Origin of the sequence: Brucella daejeonensis, assembly GCF_014199265.1 — a bacterium.
Lineage (GTDB): Bacteria > Pseudomonadota > Alphaproteobacteria > Rhizobiales > Rhizobiaceae > Brucella > Brucella daejeonensis.
Genome location: NZ_JACIJG010000002.1, coordinates 43,319 through 60,542, shown reverse-complemented (window position 1 = coordinate 60,542; position 17,224 = coordinate 43,319). Strand labels below are relative to the sequence as shown.

Here is a 17,224-nt window from a genome sequence, read left to right as displayed (position 1 = left end):
CTTTTTCTCTCAAATCGTAAAACTCGCAGCGAATTAATTTTCGTTATTATTTAACCGTTCGATTTGAAGGATATTCAATATGACCAACGGAACAGTAAAATTCTTTAACGGCACAAAGGGTTTTGGATTTATTCAGCCTGATGATGGCTCTCCAGATGTTTTCGTTCATGTTTCGGCTGTTGAGCGCGCAGGTTTGCATTCACTAAACGAAGGACAGAAAGTGAGCTTCGAACTAGTAGCGGATCGGCGCTCAGGCAAGAAGGCTGCTGATAACCTTCAGGCTCTTTGATGGGTTTCGAAATATTGTCTCCGGTCTTTGACCACGGATGTACTGGCACTGCTCGTTGAGGCAATTGAAAGGTCGGGGCTGCCCGACCTTTTTTATTCGGCCCCATTTTCAGATCCAAATGCGAAACCAATAACTGTAAGGTCAGTACAATATGCGTGAACTAACAAAAGAAACGCTATTCAAGCACCCTCTCACGCGGATCGAAACAAAAAGCGCGATTACCGACAAGAAGGCCAAAGTTATTCTCGAGAACGAAAGGTCGGCAGTAGACGCAAAAACCGCACGGCTCAGATCTGCGCGATTGGAGCGCGATCACACCGATTCACTAAAGAGTAGGATAGAAATTGCAGGTACTCGTAAGAGATAACAATGTTGACCAGGCGCTCCGTGTACTAAAAAAGAAGCTGCAACGCGAAGGTGTCTTTCGTGAAATGAAAGCACGGCGCTCTTACGAGAAGCAGTCAGAAAAGCGCATCCGAGAAAAGGACGAAGCAATCCGTCGCGCTCGCAAAGACGCAAAAAAGAGAGCTCAGCGGGAAGGACTGCTGCCCAAACCAAAACGCAAAGCGCCGACGCGACCGAGGAAAACCCAATCCCCATCAAGCGCGTCGTGAATCTTCCCCGCAGCGATGCGGGGTTCTTTTTTAGGCTGCCCGCCTCTCCTCCACTTTCTTTAGTCTCTCCGCAAAATAGATGATCTTATTCAGATCATACATCCGGCTGGCCGCGTCCTTCTCCCCAAACCTGTAGCAAGCCTTGAAGATGTTGCCGAGCGCGAAGGACATGGCTTTATGCTCGATCAGGTCGTTCAGTTCGGTCGCCCCTTGGGGCAGTTCGTAATAGCTCGTGCTGCCGCCGTCGGATGAGATTGGAGCGCCGGGTTTGGTGCAGTCTGGCATGGAATGCGGAGGTGGTGATGTAAAGCGCACATTGCGCGCGCCTATGTATCTGCCCTTTGGATCAATAACGCTCATACCTCTTCCCTCACCTCCCCCTTCGGCTCTTCGAACTTCTCAGACACAGGCCCGCCCGCAAGCAGACCACGTAGCGAAGACAGCTTATCGAGAACAAGCGGCCGAAACCGACGTGCTGCGAACGGCGGATTGTCATATCCGAACTGTGGGCAGATGCCTCGATCGACGCCCTTCAGGCGAACGCCGATGTAGCTGCCCTGCGTGTAATGCTCGAATGGACCGATCCATGCGATTTCATAAACTTCGCCTTCCTTAATCTCGATGAACTGTTCGAAACCGACAGCGCTATCGATGCAGACGACCTGCTGGCCCACATGGAAGTTGGTCATGATGCTTCTCCTGAAAGGATGGCGGCATAGATCATTTCGCTGGCAGATTGTTGATTGCTGTTGTATTCATCGCCTCGAAAATATTGAATGGCGACATTGGCACATCGATCACGCTCGGCAAGGATGGCACGGGCGATGACGTCAACTCCTGTGAGGCTGGTGATTGCTGCTGCGTCGTCCCCTGTTTTTTCCGTCTCATATGCCGCAGCTTTAGCTGCTTTTAAAACATCGTCAGGAATCTCGCTCACGCCGCTACCCTCCATGCTGCTAGCCGTCGATATTCGACCTGCACTCCATGGCTACGCGCTCGCGCCACCCCTTCGGCCATGCCCCGGCTCATCCCCAGATCAACATAAACCACGCATTTCTCCGCCACGCGATACCATGCAAGGCCGGCCTCGATGCCGAGTTCACGTTCATCAGGCCGCAAGTCGTCCAGCACCTGCGTATGCAGCAAGTGGCTTGCAATCGGCGCTTCACCCCGGCGCAAACTGTCCAGCAGGCACGCTCGCGCGTATTCGCTGTTGCGCGCCACGTCGCCGCTGTAAGGGCTTTCGATGATGACGAGCGGCCCGCGGCTGTCGTTATAAGGTTTTGGCGAACCACTTATAACCTTTCCGCCTACCCTCGCCTGCCATCCTTCAACAGCCGCTCGCGCAGCGCGGTCTTCTTCCTGCCATTCGTCGCCCGGCTGATGTACGTCGTAAAGCTGGTGTAGCTCCATATTTCTCTCCTCGTGTTTTGGTGAAAGCACCGCCTGGTGGGCGGCGCGGTGGTTGTATTTGCCGAATCAGAAGAACTGTTGTAATATACGTTTCAAAATAAACTATTCAGGATAAACAACTCACAATGATACGAAAATATTGTAGCCCTTGCTTCAAAGATATTTATTTCTCAGATAACCCATCTATAGTTCCCGACGGTTATGAGGATAGCGGTTTGACTGAATCTGATTATTCAGAAAGAGATTTTATTTCCAGTTTGGTGGCCATGGACGGGATCTGTCACTGCTACGACCACCATTTGCATCTTAGGGGCTCATTGAAATGCAGCGTCCAATGGTTCAGACATGAATCTGAAATCGTGGTTTCGGTGAATGAAAGGTGGCCTTAAGCCACCCTCCTCTCGCTTGCTACGTTATCATTCGCGGCCTGATACTTCGTCTGCGCGCCATCCATCATCGCGACACGGACGCGGCTGATCTCGCCGAACAGTCTGTGATATGAAATCGCCTGCATTGAGCGCCCCGATAGGAATCCAGAGCCGAAATGCCATGCATCTTGCGGCGTCGGGGTCTGGTGCGATTCTGAAATCACCCCGTTTCCTTCCGTGGCGAACTTGCTCGAATGGTGAATGTGGAAGCCGTGAATATATCGGTGCTTTGTCGCGCCCCAGTCTTCGGCTCGACGATGCGCCATAATGCTGGCCATGTCCTTTAACTTGACCGTATGGCCATGAGTTGCACCGAGAAGGACGGCACCGAAGCGGAACCAGAAGAACAGCGAAGGATCAACATCGACCGTGACGCGATGTTCGTTGCGATACCAGGCCAGCAGGAAATATGCGACGGCCACAGAGGCGTGCTCGTCATGATTACCGGGCAGGATGCGGACAGTAACGCGCGAATGCCGGCGAAGGTTGGCATCCACCGCTTTCACGATTAGACGGCACGCGGCCATGAGGACTTTCTGATAGCGTCCGTCAACCTGAAGAACGTTGCCAGAGCGGGCCGTCTTGTTCTCATTATTATCGCTGTGTAGCAGATCGCCTCCGCCAAGCACGATGGCCTCGCCGCTCGGCGGCGTTCTGGCTACAAGATCCTCGATCGCGTCACCAATGACCTTCTCGCCGATTTCAAGATCCCAGTTGATGCCGGTCTCTTTGCCCCAAGAGAAAAGGCCGAGATGCAAATCAGCTAACGGTGTCAGAGTCAGGAGGTCAGTATTTGCAACGGTCGGCGCGGGCTGCGGCTTTGCTACTGGCTGCCAGCCTTCGAATGCGGCTTTGAGGGTTTCGGCGATATCAACCGCCGACGGCTCCTCGCGGGTTTTAACCCACTGCTGCACAAGCCGGCCTTGAGCATCGACAAGAGCGGAGACACCTTTGACCGAATGCCCATCCGGAACATTGAATTGATCGCCAAGGTCGGGACGCTGCTGGATGAAGTCGCCGTGCGGCGTATTGCTAACCTTGGCAATACGAAAACCCGGCAAAACAGGGCTCGTGCCCAACATCCCAATCTCTGCCGCCCGCTTAATGCTGTCGTGAAATGCCGACTTCTTTATGCCAAGCGCCGCCGCAGCCTTAACCAGCGTGCCGTGCTCGCGGTAAGCCTCCGCTCGGCGCAAGAGTTCTTCGTGTGAAAGGCGCGCACCCGCGCCCTGTCTGTCATGGGACATACAGTCTCCTCGTGTTTGTTTTGGTGGCCGTGGTGAGCGGCGCAAGAGGAAGGATGGAATGTCTCGATAAACGTGGTGTTAATGGGAAAGTCACAAAGTCAAAAAATTGAAATTACTCGGAAAACTCCTATATAGAATACAACAGTGGAGTTTATTAAAGAATGGCTAGTGATATCGTAGAGAAAAAAGAGACGCCGATGGAGCGCGCAGATCGTATTTCGCGTGAGCTTATTTCTGCCGAACAAACAGACCGTGAGAAGAAAACTGCACGTCTTCGTAAAAAGCGTTTAGAATTAGAGCGCATTGCTGCGCACTAATCGAGATATAAAAAGAGCGGCCCGAATGCCGCCTATATTCTTGTGCGCGTCGTCCTCGTCGCCATGATGTTATCAATCCGCTCGGTGAGCCCGTCGATCCGGTGCGCCACACTTTCGATGGCCCGCATGATCTGGGACGTCTGTTCTTGCATGCCTGCCTTCGTGGCGAACGTCTCAGCCGCCCGCAGCTTGTAGTCGGAAAGCTCCTGCCGCGTCAGGCTGGCAAGCGCCATAGCAGCGTCCGCTTTCGTCGCATTGCGGGCCTCAGCTTTCGCGATCTGGCTTTCGACGTATTTCCAAAGCCCAAACAGAAAGCCCATCAGCATCACGATAAAGCCGACAACGGCCATGATTTCAGCGCCGGTCATCCGATAATCCCCCTTGCTGCCACGCCCAGCCACAGGCAGGCCAGCCACATTCGCGCCCTCATGGCCGCACCCCGCACAACTTTTCCAGTTTTGTGTTCTCCGCGAGGATCTGGCGCTTCGTGCCGTCGGTCAGGCTGTCCTCGACGCTCGGGCGGACAGGCCGGGCTACGTCGCAGTAGCTACCGGCTGTCACGCATCCACCGAGACAAAGCAGCGTCAACATCACCGCCGCCAAGCTTGCTGGTTTCATCTTCGATCTTCCTTGCTTTATTGGCGGCTTTCAGCCGGTCGGCGGTGGCGCTCGTCGCGTTGTCAGCCCTGCCTTTAAGGTAAGCACCCGCCAGAATCGCAAGGGCCGCAGCGATAGCCACGGCCCAGCCTGTGATTTTGGAGCGCAGGGATAAGAGCCAGGTCATGTAGTGATCCCCGTCAGCAGCATAGAGACAGTGCCGTCGCGTTCGCGGCGGATCAGATAACCATCTCGTGTCTCGGTGATTCCTTGGGCAAAGGTCAGTTTGGCGTCGCGCCATTCCTGTGTCTTGCCGCCGTACTGGACCTGCGCGACTGCAGCGTCGGTGTCGTATTCGATCACCACCGTTATCTTGCTCACGCCGCCACCCTCTTCAGTTCGAGCCTGCCACTTTTCCAGAGCCAGAAGCCCGCGCCTGCTGCGACCAGCAGAAGCGCGACCGTCGCGAACGCCCAAGGGTTGGAAACCGCACCGATAAGGCCAGTGACGAGCGTGCCGCCCGTGCCGGCAACGATCGTCTGGACGGTCTTATCCTGTAGCAGCGGCACGTCGTCAGGCTTGGCGTCTTCCGCCTTGGCAGGTTTCTTTTCGCGAGCTGCCACGAGGCTGTCGAGGAAGTTGCGATAATAACCGGCGATGAGGCTGGCCTTATCGCTGCCGTTGACGATAGCGCGGGCTCCTAAAGGGTCTTCCTTGCCGCCGCCGAAAAAGTCAGCCAGCCTCTTGCCAGTGAACTTGCCGTTGATCATCCCGTCGAACAGGATGCGGACAGCCGTGGCCATCTCCAGCGCGGCGTCGGGGTTATCGCCAAGGCCGTACTTCTTATAGTTGTCTTTGCCGGTGATCTGCGCCAAGGCGCGGCCACGATATATCCAGCCGTCGTTGGCGCCGGTATTGCCCATGCGCCCGCCATAGACCTTGTTTGCCAGGGCCTGCGGATTGCGCACATAAGGCTGGGCGCTCTGCACAGTGGAAAAGCGCGACGGCCAGACCTGTCTGATGCGTGCTGCACTGGTGTAATTCAGGTTTTCCTCGACCGGCTGCATCTTGCCGCCGGTTTCGTGGAATGCCGTCGCGAGCACGTAGGCGGTATATGTGTCGGGGAATCCGCGGCGCTTGGCTTCCGCCAAGATGGCTTCCGTACCTTCCACCTGCTTGGTGGATAATCGCCCGCCAAAAGGCGCGCGCCTCGCATACGCGAAGAACGTTGTTTTGTTCATTGGGATGTCCTGAAATTTAACGATAAGAGGTTCTTGAAACCGCCGACGCGATCACTAAATCGAAGCCGTCATTCCAACACACTTCGTTCGATCAAATGGAGGTTTCGATGAGCGACCGTTTGTTTGACAGTCCAATTTTTGTGAAGGACGGAAAATTTCTGATAAGGGAGATTGCAGGCCCGATTGACGCAATCGATTTTCTTTATGAATGGCCAAAGGATGATCGTGACATCATCTATGAAGTGGCATGGAGCGCCTGTTGTGACGCTCACAGCGGGCAGAAACCGCTAATCGTGGCGCAAAACGCCTTCGAAGGCTTCGCTCGAAAACGCAACATTCTCGAAAAACCTGAAGCTGCTATGCCGTGGATGACGTCTCACACCTCGGGCGGCGGACGCGTTCAGGCATGAGGCAGGACCATGCACTGGTACTTTATAATTGAGGGCACGATCCTCGTTGCTTTGCTCTGTGTCATAACTGTGCTTTTCTGGGACACCAGACGGCGGCAATAGTTTTAAACCCCGGCTCGTTCCGGGGTTTTCTTAAGCGTCGACATCTTTATACTGGCATTGCGCAACGTTCTTACTAGCCATGTGCGAAGTTGCGTAGAGCCCCGGTAGCCGCACGTTGCCGGGGTTTTCCACGTCTCTGGAAGACAATATTAACAGTTAGCGATCTACACGGAGGCTGGGCGCATATCATAGCTTTCAGCGTGGTTTCCCAATGCGCCCGCCCCGGTTAGTGAAACCTTGCCGGGGCTTTTCATTCCATTGAGTGAACTTTCTCAGCCTTCCAACGTTTGTGCGTTGGGAGGAGTTCATGGGATCACTGGTCTACTCACATTTTGAATGGATTTTCTGGTCTTTCATGGCGATAGCAGCCGCTATCGTAACAGCTTATTTCTTCTACGATGGAAGCGGAAACTCGCAATGAAAAGCCGCCACAGGGGCGGGCTCGCGGGGATTGGGCTCCGGCTCTAAGCTGCAAATGCAGCGTCGATCTGTTCGACGGTCGTAATGGCTCCGGCCTCGACACCGGCCAGAACCTGCGCCTCGGTGGCGAAGCAATTCGATACATAAGCGAGCATGGCATCGCTGATGCCAATGACCGCCGCAGCGTCGATCGTCACGAAAGAGCCATCAGCACCCTTCCATTGCGTCGTAAAATTGGGATCGTTCTGCGCTGCGACCCGCGCGCCGGATATCATGGTTTTCGACCGGTCATCCGTTGCGACCGTCAAGCCGTTGATTTCGATCCCGCCTGTTTCTTTCAGCCAGCGTTTGTTCGCCGCATAATCGCGTAAAGCGCCGAGCGCCTGTGCCTGCTTCATCTCAGGCGTAATCATCAGAGCTTTATTGAGCGGCATTGTCTTCACCTTCTGCGATGGGTTCGGGTAGCGGCGGCAAATCTTCGGGCGGCGGCGGATAGCGGCCCTCCGGCAGCGCAATCGGCCCGTCGCTTGTGACGGTGATCGGCGCTGGCGCCTCGAAGTAGCCCGGCATGAGGTACGGCAGGATCACAGTAATTTGGATTTCCTCACCCACGCGGGTCACACTGCCTACGATAGACGGATTGTCGATGGCTTCAGGCGGATATTCACCACCGTCTGGCAGATCGGAGAAATCTAGTTCGTCGCCGTTGACGATCAGGACGTTGCCACGCTTTTCAAGCGATAGAATAGCGGTGGAATATTGAGGGGAAAATGAAATCTCGAACATTAGAACCACCTTCCGATAGCAACCAAGCGAGCCGTCAATGATTGAGAGTATGAGAATGGCAAAAAAAACGCCACGCCACCGGATGTTGTATTGCCGTTTGCGACACCACACCAAGCATTTTCTGCGTTCGTGCCTGCGAGAACTAGCGGCGCTTCAATAAAGGATACGGGATAAGTCCAATCTGTTCTACCTGACTTAAATACTGATCCCGTTGCCGTCCAAGTTGAACTCGTTGCAACGCCCGCCCGATAACAAATCTGCGTCCTGTCCGGGAAACGAACATAGGAGCCATTGACATTTGAACCGTAGAGAGGCGTCAAAAGACGCCATGGCCCCCACTCCCCGGTACTACTCCGAACCCTTATGTAAACTACAGGTTCAGAGTTTGAAGTTGTTTGGTAGCGGGTGGCGATCTGTCGACACGGATTATTGGAACCGGAAAACATTCGTTGTGTTTCAACGAACCATAGTCCGTTGTTTTCGGGAAACCCTGCGCCGCCAGCCGTATAGGTATAAAGACCGCGGTTACCCGGAACGAGGTTATTCAGGTTGGTATTTACAGACGAGGGATGATAAACCCCGTAGCTATCCTGCAACATGTCGGCAATTGCGTTGCCGGTTAAACCCAACGTATTGAGCCACGCGGCGGCATCAGCATCATCCAGCACCGTTCGCGAAAACGGGGACAGATCAAACGTTCCGGCAGTTCCCGCACCTGTAAACATGATGCCTTTGTCGGCGGCGCTCGTCAGTCCGGCTAGCGCATGCAGACTGCCGTTCGGGTCTTGGATGCCGAACGAAGATGTGTCGACAAGTTCGTACTCGCCTGTTGGACCGCCGACAGGAGCTTTCCCTTCCTCGACGCCCAGTTCTGCAAGATTGGTCAAAACACCATTGCCGAGCATTTCAATGAGCGTCGTCGTCTGTGCCGTCACGCGGGCACCATCGGGCAGATAGCGCGCCCGGTATGGTGCATCGGTCATGCTTGTGCCGGTCCAAGGCTCGGCCAGCGTCAATTGCGTATTGCTATCGACACTCGCGATCACGGCGGTCAGGTTCTGGATTTGAAGCGTATCGCCTGCACGGAAATTCCCAACATCAAACAGCGTGCCCGTGCCGGTGACGGTGGTTGATCCATTGGCGAGCGAAATCGTCCCAGACGTGTAGTCAGGCAAAACGGCCATGAGTTATCCTTCCTGCGCTGTTGACGCAGATTTTCAGATTTCAATTGTGGTGAGGGTCAGCGCTTCCAGACGAGAGCGCGGGTTAACCACGTACCGCCTTGGTATGTGGTGTTCCCTAATGTTCTTCTGGCTTGCACGGCATAGGTGTTATTGCCCTGAACGGATGTTGGATCGATGAACAGACCGTTGCAAGAAGTGTCGAATTCCACGGCACCGATGTTGCCACGACTCGCCCCATTATCTTCGGTTATAAACACATTTCCTGTAGTTACATTTATAAAACGCAACTGCGCATTGGCAGAACCGCCACCACTCGGAACAGTCGAACGGAAGTGACAAGAAGACCGAACTTCGACAAATGCTGTCCCGGCTTGCGGGTTATTTGTCACCATCGTTCCGATTGTCGTCCAAGATGTAGGAACGCTTGTTCCAGTTGAAGGAAAGCCTCCGTTATTATTATAGTTTTGTGTCACATTATGAAAATCGAGATTGCTGGTTTTTACCTGAAGGTCACCGATCTTGGCCGACGTGATAGCGGCATTCGCAATTTGGGCTGTGCCAATCGACACGTTGACGATCTTCGCCCAGTCCATGACGAAGCCTTCTCCGTACATGACATTGTTCTGGATCACGAACGGCTTGTAATACTGACTGCCATTCGAGAACACGATCTGCTCAGCCATCAATGCGATGCGCGCCTGAGTGCTGGTCACGTCGAGGAACAATCCAGCGCTCTTATAGCTGTCGGCTGTCCCGCCACGCACTTCCATGCCAATGCGGGAGTTCCATCCACCCGGAGCCACATAAGTCCCCATTCTGAATGTCGCACTGGCGCTAACGTCATTGACGGTCGAGGTCAATGCCGTGATGGCATTGGCCTGCGCAGCCACATCACCTTTTACGCCGTCCACGCTGGCTTGCAGAAGCTGGACTACGCTCGCGCCGGTATTATCCCAAAGCTCGGCGTTGATCCGCGTGAGCTGCTGGCCGATGGCACTATTCGGCCCCGTTGCGACGAAGATATCCTCCTGCCACTGTGCTCGCGCCGTGCCGAACGAACTGCTCAATTCACGGCGGATGGCCTGCCGGTCAGCATAGTTGCTGTTGTGGTTGTCCGCCGTGGTCGTGGCCAGTTCCTGCGCTTGCCTGATAATCTCCCGCATCTGCGGACCTATCCAGCCAAGGTAGCTTTTCAGGTCAGTATCTAAGCCCTCATAATCGATGGGACTCTGGTCGCCCCTAGCATCAAGAGTGCGAAATGAGACCGCCGCCGCCCACGCGACCGAGCGGCCATTATCGACGCGCAGGCGGGTGCGAACGAACCAGTCCGTCAGCGAAGTCAGACCTTCCACAATGGGCACATTGGTCACGTCCCACGTCACAAATTTCGTGAATACCTGCGACGGGTCACTCGCCGGCCAATACTCGATATCGACCCCGACGACAGAAATGTCATCAATCGTATCCCACAGCAGCCGAACGCCAGGCAGTTCGCCCTGACCGTCAGCAACCACGAGGATCGGGATGACATCGAAGTTTTGGACCTCTGCCAGATACTGCGGTGGCGGCACAACGATGATGTTCGGCGGATTGGTTTCGTATGCCGTTGGATCGAATACGCCGTTGCTAATCTCTTGCAGCGCAATCGAGATATCGCGGGCACCATCCGTATTGATGCCGCCAAGCTGGCGGGTCAGAACCTGAAACGTCCGATCGCCATACTTGGAGCTGTTCCAGCGTACCCACCGGCCTTCCTTGATCGTGTCGAGGAATTTAGGGTGAACGACAATTTCCGCCGATGCCTGATAGCGTGCACCACGAATGGCAATGTCTGCCAGCCGGTCCACCTGCCGCACGTCGGTGACAGCCGCGTAAGGAATTGCGCTGGCAAGCGTTTCCCGATCTTCGGCCAGGGCGTCAGCGTCAATACGGGTTGCTGCATCCTTCGTCTCGTAAAAGTCATCCGGTGAGATGTACGAAGCGGCAACGGTATTAATGAGTTCTGTGCGCTTGCGCTTGGCACTGAAACGAAGCGGTGCACCACGTTTGATATCGTTATCCGTGACCGTCGCGACAATGGCCTGCGGAGCGCCAGCAATCGGAAACTCGCCGTCAACACGCTCCACCCACGAGCCGCACATGGCCTCAAGGATCGGTGTCAGGTTGGCGTCGTGGTTTGCGCCGGGTCCATCCTTGGCAATCGCGTGGGCACGATACCGCTTCGAACCATCTGGCATCGTCTCATCACAGATGTTCGCCGCCTGGGTATATTCCGCAAGCGGTAGGCGGCCTGCACGAACCGCCTTGCCAACCATGCGCTGAGTGCCGTTAAAGAAACCGCGCTCCAGATTGTAAATCTGAACAGGCGGATTGTCCGAATATTCCCACGTGCTCTGGTCATCCCAGCGATGCGAGCCAGAACCGCCCATCGTGCTGTCCTTGCGCCAGTCGTAAAGCGGAGCGCCAACAACCTCGAACAAAATCTTGGCCGGTGAGGTCAGGCCGTCGCCGTTCTTGCGAAGCTCGGAAAACACGATTGCATAGGCAACACCGGCACCACGATGGTTGACAGTCCATCGTCCAGCGGGACGGGCTTCATTGATCAGCGTCGGCTCGGCCTGCTGATCCATTGTACCGTAGTAGAATTTGACCCGCACATTGTCGTGGTCGTCACCACTCGTGCCTTCGTTCGGCACAAGCCAGTAGCCGTCGGCGTCCTGCTGGACGAGATCGCGCCATTGGCCGTTATAACGAACACGCGGCACGGCTGTAATGCGAAAGCTCGACAGAACGAAAACGTCCTGTATAAGTCGCCCGCCGCTGCCGTAGCTATTGCGATAGATGTGATGACCTTCTGTCGCGCACGTGCCGAGAATGACAGATCGCGGGATATTCGCACCATATTGCGTTTCCAGTTCCGAGGCGCGGCTTTGCGTCTTCGGCGGAAACAGCGCATTGACGGCATATTTGAGCGCGATACCGAACGCAGTTTGCGCAATACCGGCGAGGATCGGGCTTGCTGCGGCCCATGCGGCCACGCTTGATACAAGCCCGCCGATAGCGGTGAAGATAGGCGCAAGAAATGGCATCAGCACATCCCATGGAATAGGCGCAACAAAACAGGCCCGCGATTGCGAGCCGTTAAGCGCATCGAATTGTCAGTATGATCAGTCGCCTACCTTGTAGGCTTGTTCGATCTCTGTGATCGGGAAGAATGTCAGCCCGTGCGGCTGCTTGACCGCAAAACCGGACCCACAAATGAACCCGGCGGTATATTCGCCATTGATGATCATCACGCCGACATCCCCACGGCGGGCGGCAAAACGGTTCACGGGTTCAAGATCAAGATACTTCTCGAATACGTCCCGGACGTTCTCGCATCCATTCTTGAGCATCTTCCGGGCGGCGCCCTTTTCCGTTTTGTACTTGCCGCGGAACTTGGCCAGTGGGTCGATACCGGTCACGGCAAATATGGCGTCGGCAGCGGTCAGCAGGCAATCGGACTTACCCCATTCCGGTGCGATATCGATATGGGCTGTAGCGACGTCTTCGAGTGCCCGATCCCAGCCAGGAACCCTAACCGAATTTAATTTTGAAGAATTCATTCTTAGTCCTCGCTGCGTGCTCGAAAAGCATATCTCCCGGCAGAACAAGCTGTTGGTCCTCGTGCGAGGCGTAGCGGTAGCCTTCGCGAAAATTATCGATGGCACCGGTTTCGATCTGGGCCTCAAGCCAGACATCATCACCTTCCTCCCGGTGATCGATCACGTCCACGTAGCCGTAGAATGTCGCCTCGGCGTGGAGGAATTCGTTCGTATCCGGGTCGAAAAAGAAATCATACAGCGTGACGGGGCGGTTCTTGTAGTCTTCCTGCTCGATAAGGCCGAGTTTGTCCGGTGTCAGGCCGAAATCAGCATGTGCCGGCAATCGCATGGTGATAGGCCGTGCCGACGTTCCGAGCGCATAAGCTGGCTCGTCAATATCGATCAGCGTGTTGCCATTATAGGTCAGCCCACCATAGACAACGCTGCCCTTGCCCGAGAAGAACCCATAAGTGCCCGTGCCGAACTCAAACTTGACGGCAGATGCGATCTTTCCCCTGCCCTCATCGAGCAGTTGCTGTAGGCGTGATGGGAAAGCCATATGGCCTCCTATATATCTGGAGCACTCGACTCGCGCTTGAAACTCGGCTTTGATGCTCGCGTTAATAACGGGAGGCTTGGAATGAGTGAAAATCTGTTGAAGTCACTGACTGATGTCACCAAGGTGCTGGCGGAAACCGCTGAGGCGTCAAGCACTGAAGTCAATGCAAATATGGTTATGCTGGTCGCACTTTACACCGTTTTGCTCAATAAAGGGGTAATTTCACTCAGCGATGTTGAAGCTATCTCCGGGCTAGGGCAAGGAAACGAGCAACTTTCTGAGAGAATTAAAGCGCGTATTGATATCATCAAAAAGAACGCGAATATCTGACCTTAGTGCATCAACATCAAAGGGCGGGTTCATCCCCGCCTTTTCTTTCTGTTTCATCTTTTCTTCCTTCATTTAGGCACCTCAATAAGCTGGAACGACGCATCGGGGAACTTGCCATCGCCAATTTCCCAAGTCTTCGGCATCAGCCGCATGTTCATCACCGGGTTCTTGAAAAGAACCGTCGCGCCGACGGTGATGTAGGACGGTAAGAACGGCTCGATCTCCACCTGCACGCTCGTGCTGGCTGCTGTGGCATCAGCAACGATGCGGGCGATGAAGTTGTAATCGCCGACCGTAAAGCCGACCAAATCGCCGTCCGTCAGTTTCAATCCGACAACCGCACCATTCAGGGTGAGCGCATTGCCGTTGATCGCAGCCAGCGTCGCGGTGCCAGTGATTGCCGGATTGTTGGCATCACCCCAGTAAGCTTGCGGGATGCAAACATGCTTCGGGGTGTAGTGCACCGTAACCTGACCGCCCCGGCATCGATCAATGAACGCCTCGAGCTTTTGGCGGTGCGCATTCGACATTGCCTTTATTTTCGCAGTCCACGTCCAAAAAGGGTCTCCGTTCTCGAGCGCAGAAATCGCCCGATCCCCGTACTGAGACATGGAAACCGGGCGGTTAAGGACGGGAAATGTCGGCTGGTAACGAAGACCGGTCGGGAGAAGTTCAGCCATTACTTCGTATATCCTCTATCATTCACCTGCCGCAGATCTCGCGCCGCGCGAACCGCCCCACCCTTCTCGTAAACAGCCAGCCCCTGCTTGACGTTGCGCTGCGAGATGCGTTCGACCTCGGCCTGCCAGTTGCCGTCGCGATCCACAAAGACACGAACATCGGCAATGCCGGCTTGGGCCTGCTGCGTCGCCGCAGATGACCGCAGGATCGGCATGGATGGCGCGCGCAAAGGCGAGCCGCCGTCCTTAAGTCCGATAACACGCCCGCTGTTGATAGCTTCCAGCAAAGCACGATTGCGCTTTGTGGCTGCCGCATTCACGACGAATTCCTCGTCGCTCAACATCGCCGGGATTTTGTCACCACGTGGACCGCCAGGACCGCGAACGATACCGCCGCCTGCGCGCTTTACCGGTCCACCGTTCTTGCGAAAGATGCCGCCCAGAGCGCCGAATAGGTTGAAGCCGCCCTTATCAGTATCGAAGATGTTCGCGAGGCCGATATCGATTAGCTTTTGTGCAATGCGGCCAAGCGCGTTGGCGAACACGTCCGCAGCGCTGGCGCCATTTATAAAGTCGTTAGCAATCCCGCCAACCAGATCCTTTTGGAAGGCCGCCATGTCTTCAGCGGTTTCCCGAATGCGGTTTTGCGCCTCAGCGAGTTTCGCCGCCTCTGCACTTGCAAGTGCCCACTGGTCCGCCGTCTGCGCAATCTGCGCTCGCAGCTCAGGTGTGAGCGCAACACCCGCCTTTTGCGCCGCATTAAGCAATTCCTGCTCTGTGCGCGCCTTCTCCATGGCATAGCCATAGTCGTTGATCAGTGGGTTAATCTGGCGTTGTGCTTCCGTTTCCGCAACAAGGGCCGATGTGCGGTCGGTTACACGTTGCAAACTCTCGTCGAACCGCTCAGCTGGGGTCTTCTTCTTCCTGCCCTTCTTCTTGTCGTCTGGTGTAGTTGCGATGCCGCCGCCGTAGCCCGATGGGGTTGAGGCGAGGATTTCTTGAGCTCGTTTATGCTGTTTTTCTAACCTATAAGCAGCATCATCCGCAGCCTGAGCTTCCTTTTTAGCGACCGCGGCCCAGGATTCTAGCGGCGAAAATTCCAGCCCCCATTCACGAAGGGCCTGCATTTTAATAAGCAATTTGTCAAATGCGGCATCTGCCGTAGTAGCGGTTGCTCGCGCTGTCTCAAGTTGCAGGCCGATCTGCTTTACCAGTTCAGCTTGATATGCCTTCGACGCCGAAGCCGCACTTTTCAGCGCCTCCTCGTTCGAGTTTATCGCAGAACTAAACGCCTTCGCCGCCCGGTCGCCCGACGACATGTTGTTATAGAGCAAATAAACCGCTCCGGCCGCGGCACCGGCCAGAAGCCCTATCGGGCCGAGAGACGCGCTGAACGCTGCTACAACACTGGTTCCGGTGCGGAGCGCGGTCAGGAACGAGCCCAACGCAACAACGGCCTGACCAAGTCCGACGACGACGCCAGCGATTGCCCGTCCGGTGAATGCGGTAATCAGAACAGTCGCAAAAGCTGCGACTACGTCGGCTATTTCTTTGAAGTTGTCGGCTACGTACTGCAGCGCCTGAACCAGTTGCCTACTGGCGCCCGCTGACTTGTCAGCGTTTCCGATATAAGCGGTAAACTCGTTATTAATCTGCGTGAAGGCGTCAGCAATCGTTGCGTTAGTCGCTTTGAATTGCGCTTCAATACCTTTCTGTGCATTCAGGATAGCCTTGAACACGCGATCAGACGTCAGCTTCCCATCAGCGCCCAACTGCTTCAGGCCAGCAATCGACACCTTGAACTCGTCAGCAATCGCCTTTGCAATAACCGGAGCGTTTTCACGCAGGGATCGCAGTTCGTCACCTTGCAGCACGCCCGATCCGAGCGCCTGACCAAGCTGTAGAATGCCAGCAGCCTGTTCCTGAGCCGATGCCCCGCCTGCCTTAAAGGCTTTTGAGACCAACGACGTTGCCAAAGCAATCTCGTCTTCGGACTTGGCTACTGCGGAAGCCGATCTGATCAGCCGAGCATACAGGTCAGTATAGGCTTCAAGACTTGTCCGTGCCTCATTGGCACCGTCCTTCAACTCATTCAGCGAACGTGCACCGACACCAGCAGCCGTCGCAGACGAACGAATGAGGTTTCCAGCCTGCGTCCAAGCATCCGCATACTGCATCAACTCGCGCGTACCCAATGCGGCAGTAATGCCGGTCAAAGGTGCTGCGAGGTCCCGCATCGTACCCTTGCCGATATTGCCAAGCGCCGCGTTTATGCGCTGCACACTGGCATCTGCGGACTTCTCCATCTGGCGCATCTGCCGCGTGAACTGCCCGCGCTGACGATTGATAGCGTTCTCCAATCGCTTGAAATCGGCAGAAAATTGAACGACAAGAGATTCAAGGTTAGTGGCCATAAGGGGTATCCGATGCGGTGGGGAATTGTTTTAGTGAGCGGTCTGCTTGTGGCGACGGGGGCGCACGCAGAAAATGTAGATCCATCGGCATACACGCCGTACACTCAAAAGGCCTACCCAAAGACATTTAGAACGTGGGGTAAGGCAGGGGTAAGCAAGATCAACAAGTATATGAAGATTGGTGCGTACCGAGCAGCAGAATCACCAAGATGCGACACAGTTGAAACGGCCGACCTTTCCGACAACCGCAGCTCGCCGCCGAACAACATTGTAATTTTCGTGGATTGCGCCAACGGTGAACGCTTCTATTTCACCTCGAAAGAACTGGAGAACAGCGGGTCAGCGCAATCCCAAAAGCAAAAGACTGAGCATGTCGGCGATTCTGCCTACAGTTCTCAATGTGAACATGCGATTCAACAGGAGCTAAAATTCCCGTCCTCAATGGATAAGAAATGGTTCTCGACCAATGTATACCGCGCGCCGCAGGGAAACGTCGTCGTGACATTTGATTTTGATGCAAAAAACGGGTTTGGCATCAATTTGCCCCAACGAGCGAGATGTGTGTTTGACGACCGGGGAATGCACCCGGTCGAAATTGTGAACAGATGA

At 55.0% G+C, this 17,224-nt stretch carries 23 protein-coding genes; 6 read left to right on the top strand and 17 right to left on the bottom strand.

The window, feature by feature from the left end:
• Positions 1-79: 79 nt before the first annotated feature.
• The gene (locus FHS76_RS02645; RefSeq protein ID WP_166942095.1) at positions 80-289 is read left to right on the top strand and encodes a cold-shock protein; all 210 of its coding nucleotides are present in this window, start codon (positions 80-82) and stop codon (positions 287-289) included.
• A 344-nt stretch (positions 290-633) separates the two neighbouring features.
• A complete protein-coding gene (gene rpsU, locus FHS76_RS02635; RefSeq protein ID WP_183647690.1) occupies positions 634-903 on the top strand; it encodes a 30S ribosomal protein S21 in 270 nt (89 codons plus the stop codon).
• A gap of 30 nt (positions 904-933) precedes the next feature.
• On the opposite strand, the gene FHS76_RS02630 is transcribed toward rpsU, so the two are convergent.
• From FHS76_RS02630 to FHS76_RS02610, 5 genes are all read right to left on the bottom strand, one after another.
• Positions 934-1,263: a hypothetical protein gene (locus FHS76_RS02630; protein WP_235992543.1), complete on the bottom strand. Its 330-nt coding sequence runs from the start codon at positions 1,261-1,263 to the stop codon at positions 934-936.
• On the bottom strand, positions 1,260-1,592 hold the full coding sequence (locus FHS76_RS02625; protein WP_183647687.1) for a hypothetical protein: 333 nt from the start codon (positions 1,590-1,592) through the stop codon (positions 1,260-1,262). Before FHS76_RS02625 ends, FHS76_RS02630 begins: the two co-directional genes overlap by 4 nt.
• On the bottom strand, positions 1,589-1,840 hold the full coding sequence (locus FHS76_RS02620) for a hypothetical protein (protein WP_183647685.1): 252 nt from the start codon (positions 1,838-1,840) through the stop codon (positions 1,589-1,591). The genes FHS76_RS02625 and FHS76_RS02620 overlap by 4 nt, the downstream gene beginning before the upstream one ends.
• Positions 1,837-2,316 carry a DUF7768 domain-containing protein gene (locus FHS76_RS02615; protein ID WP_183647683.1) on the bottom strand — a complete coding sequence of 160 codons (480 nt, stop codon included), beginning with the start codon at positions 2,314-2,316 and terminating at the stop codon, positions 1,837-1,839. Before FHS76_RS02615 ends, FHS76_RS02620 begins: the two co-directional genes overlap by 4 nt.
• Positions 2,317-2,701: 385 nt before the next feature.
• A complete protein-coding gene (locus tag FHS76_RS02610; RefSeq protein WP_183647681.1) occupies positions 2,702-3,991 on the bottom strand; it encodes a hypothetical protein in 1,290 nt (429 codons plus the stop codon).
• 161 nt (positions 3,992-4,152) lie between these two features.
• On the opposite strand from FHS76_RS02610, the gene FHS76_RS02605 reads away from it, so the two are divergent.
• Positions 4,153-4,308 (top strand): hypothetical protein, encoded by a 156-nt coding sequence (locus FHS76_RS02605; protein ID WP_183647679.1) that lies wholly within the window; start codon positions 4,153-4,155, stop codon positions 4,306-4,308.
• 32 nt (positions 4,309-4,340) lie between these two features.
• Here the strand turns inward: FHS76_RS02605 and FHS76_RS02600 are convergent, their stop codons facing one another.
• From FHS76_RS02600 to FHS76_RS02585, 4 genes are all read right to left on the bottom strand, one after another.
• On the bottom strand, positions 4,341-4,676 hold the full coding sequence (locus tag FHS76_RS02600) for a hypothetical protein (protein ID WP_183647677.1): 336 nt from the start codon (positions 4,674-4,676) through the stop codon (positions 4,341-4,343).
• Between the two features lie 179 nt (positions 4,677-4,855).
• The gene (locus FHS76_RS02595) at positions 4,856-5,092 is read right to left on the bottom strand and encodes a hypothetical protein (protein ID WP_183647674.1); all 237 of its coding nucleotides are present in this window, start codon (positions 5,090-5,092) and stop codon (positions 4,856-4,858) included.
• Entirely contained in the window at positions 5,089-5,286 is a 198-nt protein-coding gene (locus FHS76_RS02590) for a hypothetical protein (RefSeq protein WP_025089954.1), read from the bottom strand. The genes FHS76_RS02595 and FHS76_RS02590 overlap by 4 nt, the downstream gene beginning before the upstream one ends.
• Entirely contained in the window at positions 5,283-6,146 is an 864-nt protein-coding gene (locus tag FHS76_RS02585) for a chitinase (protein ID WP_183647670.1), read from the bottom strand. The genes FHS76_RS02590 and FHS76_RS02585 overlap by 4 nt, the downstream gene beginning before the upstream one ends.
• A gap of 107 nt (positions 6,147-6,253) precedes the next feature.
• On the opposite strand from FHS76_RS02585, the gene FHS76_RS02580 reads away from it, so the two are divergent.
• Positions 6,254-6,556 (top strand): DUF982 domain-containing protein, encoded by a 303-nt coding sequence (locus FHS76_RS02580; RefSeq protein ID WP_183647667.1) that lies wholly within the window; start codon positions 6,254-6,256, stop codon positions 6,554-6,556.
• Between the two features lie 566 nt (positions 6,557-7,122).
• Here the strand turns inward: FHS76_RS02580 and FHS76_RS02575 are convergent.
• The 6 genes from FHS76_RS02575 to FHS76_RS02550 form a co-directional block, all read right to left on the bottom strand.
• Positions 7,123-7,512: a DUF4376 domain-containing protein gene (locus FHS76_RS02575; protein ID WP_183647665.1), complete on the bottom strand. Its 390-nt coding sequence runs from the start codon at positions 7,510-7,512 to the stop codon at positions 7,123-7,125.
• Entirely contained in the window at positions 7,499-7,864 is a 366-nt protein-coding gene (locus FHS76_RS02570; protein ID WP_183647661.1) for a hypothetical protein, read from the bottom strand. Before FHS76_RS02570 ends, FHS76_RS02575 begins: the two co-directional genes overlap by 14 nt.
• Positions 7,864-9,048: a pyocin knob domain-containing protein gene (locus FHS76_RS02565; protein ID WP_183647658.1), complete on the bottom strand. Its 1,185-nt coding sequence runs from the start codon at positions 9,046-9,048 to the stop codon at positions 7,864-7,866. Before FHS76_RS02565 ends, FHS76_RS02570 begins: the two co-directional genes overlap by 1 nt.
• Positions 9,049-9,104: 56 nt before the next feature.
• The gene (locus tag FHS76_RS02560) at positions 9,105-12,086 is read right to left on the bottom strand and encodes a phage tail protein (protein ID WP_328700430.1); all 2,982 of its coding nucleotides are present in this window, start codon (positions 12,084-12,086) and stop codon (positions 9,105-9,107) included.
• Positions 12,087-12,215: 129 nt separating this feature from the next.
• Positions 12,216-12,653, bottom strand: a complete 438-nt coding sequence (locus FHS76_RS02555) for a DUF6950 family protein (protein WP_183647652.1) — start codon at positions 12,651-12,653, stop codon at positions 12,216-12,218.
• On the bottom strand, positions 12,625-13,191 hold the full coding sequence (locus FHS76_RS02550) for a hypothetical protein (RefSeq protein WP_183647649.1): 567 nt from the start codon (positions 13,189-13,191) through the stop codon (positions 12,625-12,627). Before FHS76_RS02550 ends, FHS76_RS02555 begins: the two co-directional genes overlap by 29 nt.
• Here FHS76_RS02550 and FHS76_RS02545 point away from each other — a divergent pair, their 5' ends adjacent.
• Positions 13,192-13,521 (top strand): hypothetical protein, encoded by a 330-nt coding sequence (locus tag FHS76_RS02545; RefSeq protein ID WP_183647646.1) that lies wholly within the window; start codon positions 13,192-13,194, stop codon positions 13,519-13,521.
• Positions 13,522-13,589: 68 nt separating this feature from the next.
• On the opposite strand, the gene FHS76_RS02540 is transcribed toward FHS76_RS02545, so the two are convergent.
• Positions 13,590-14,201: a hypothetical protein gene (locus FHS76_RS02540; RefSeq protein WP_183647643.1), complete on the bottom strand. Its 612-nt coding sequence runs from the start codon at positions 14,199-14,201 to the stop codon at positions 13,590-13,592.
• Positions 14,201-16,615 (bottom strand): tape measure protein, encoded by a 2,415-nt coding sequence (locus tag FHS76_RS02535; protein WP_183647640.1) that lies wholly within the window; start codon positions 16,613-16,615, stop codon positions 14,201-14,203. Before FHS76_RS02535 ends, FHS76_RS02540 begins: the two co-directional genes overlap by 1 nt.
• A 33-nt stretch (positions 16,616-16,648) precedes the next feature.
• Between FHS76_RS02535 and FHS76_RS02530 the strand changes: the two genes are divergently transcribed.
• Positions 16,649-17,224 carry a hypothetical protein gene (locus FHS76_RS02530; protein WP_183647637.1) on the top strand — a complete coding sequence of 192 codons (576 nt, stop codon included), beginning with the start codon at positions 16,649-16,651 and terminating at the stop codon, positions 17,222-17,224.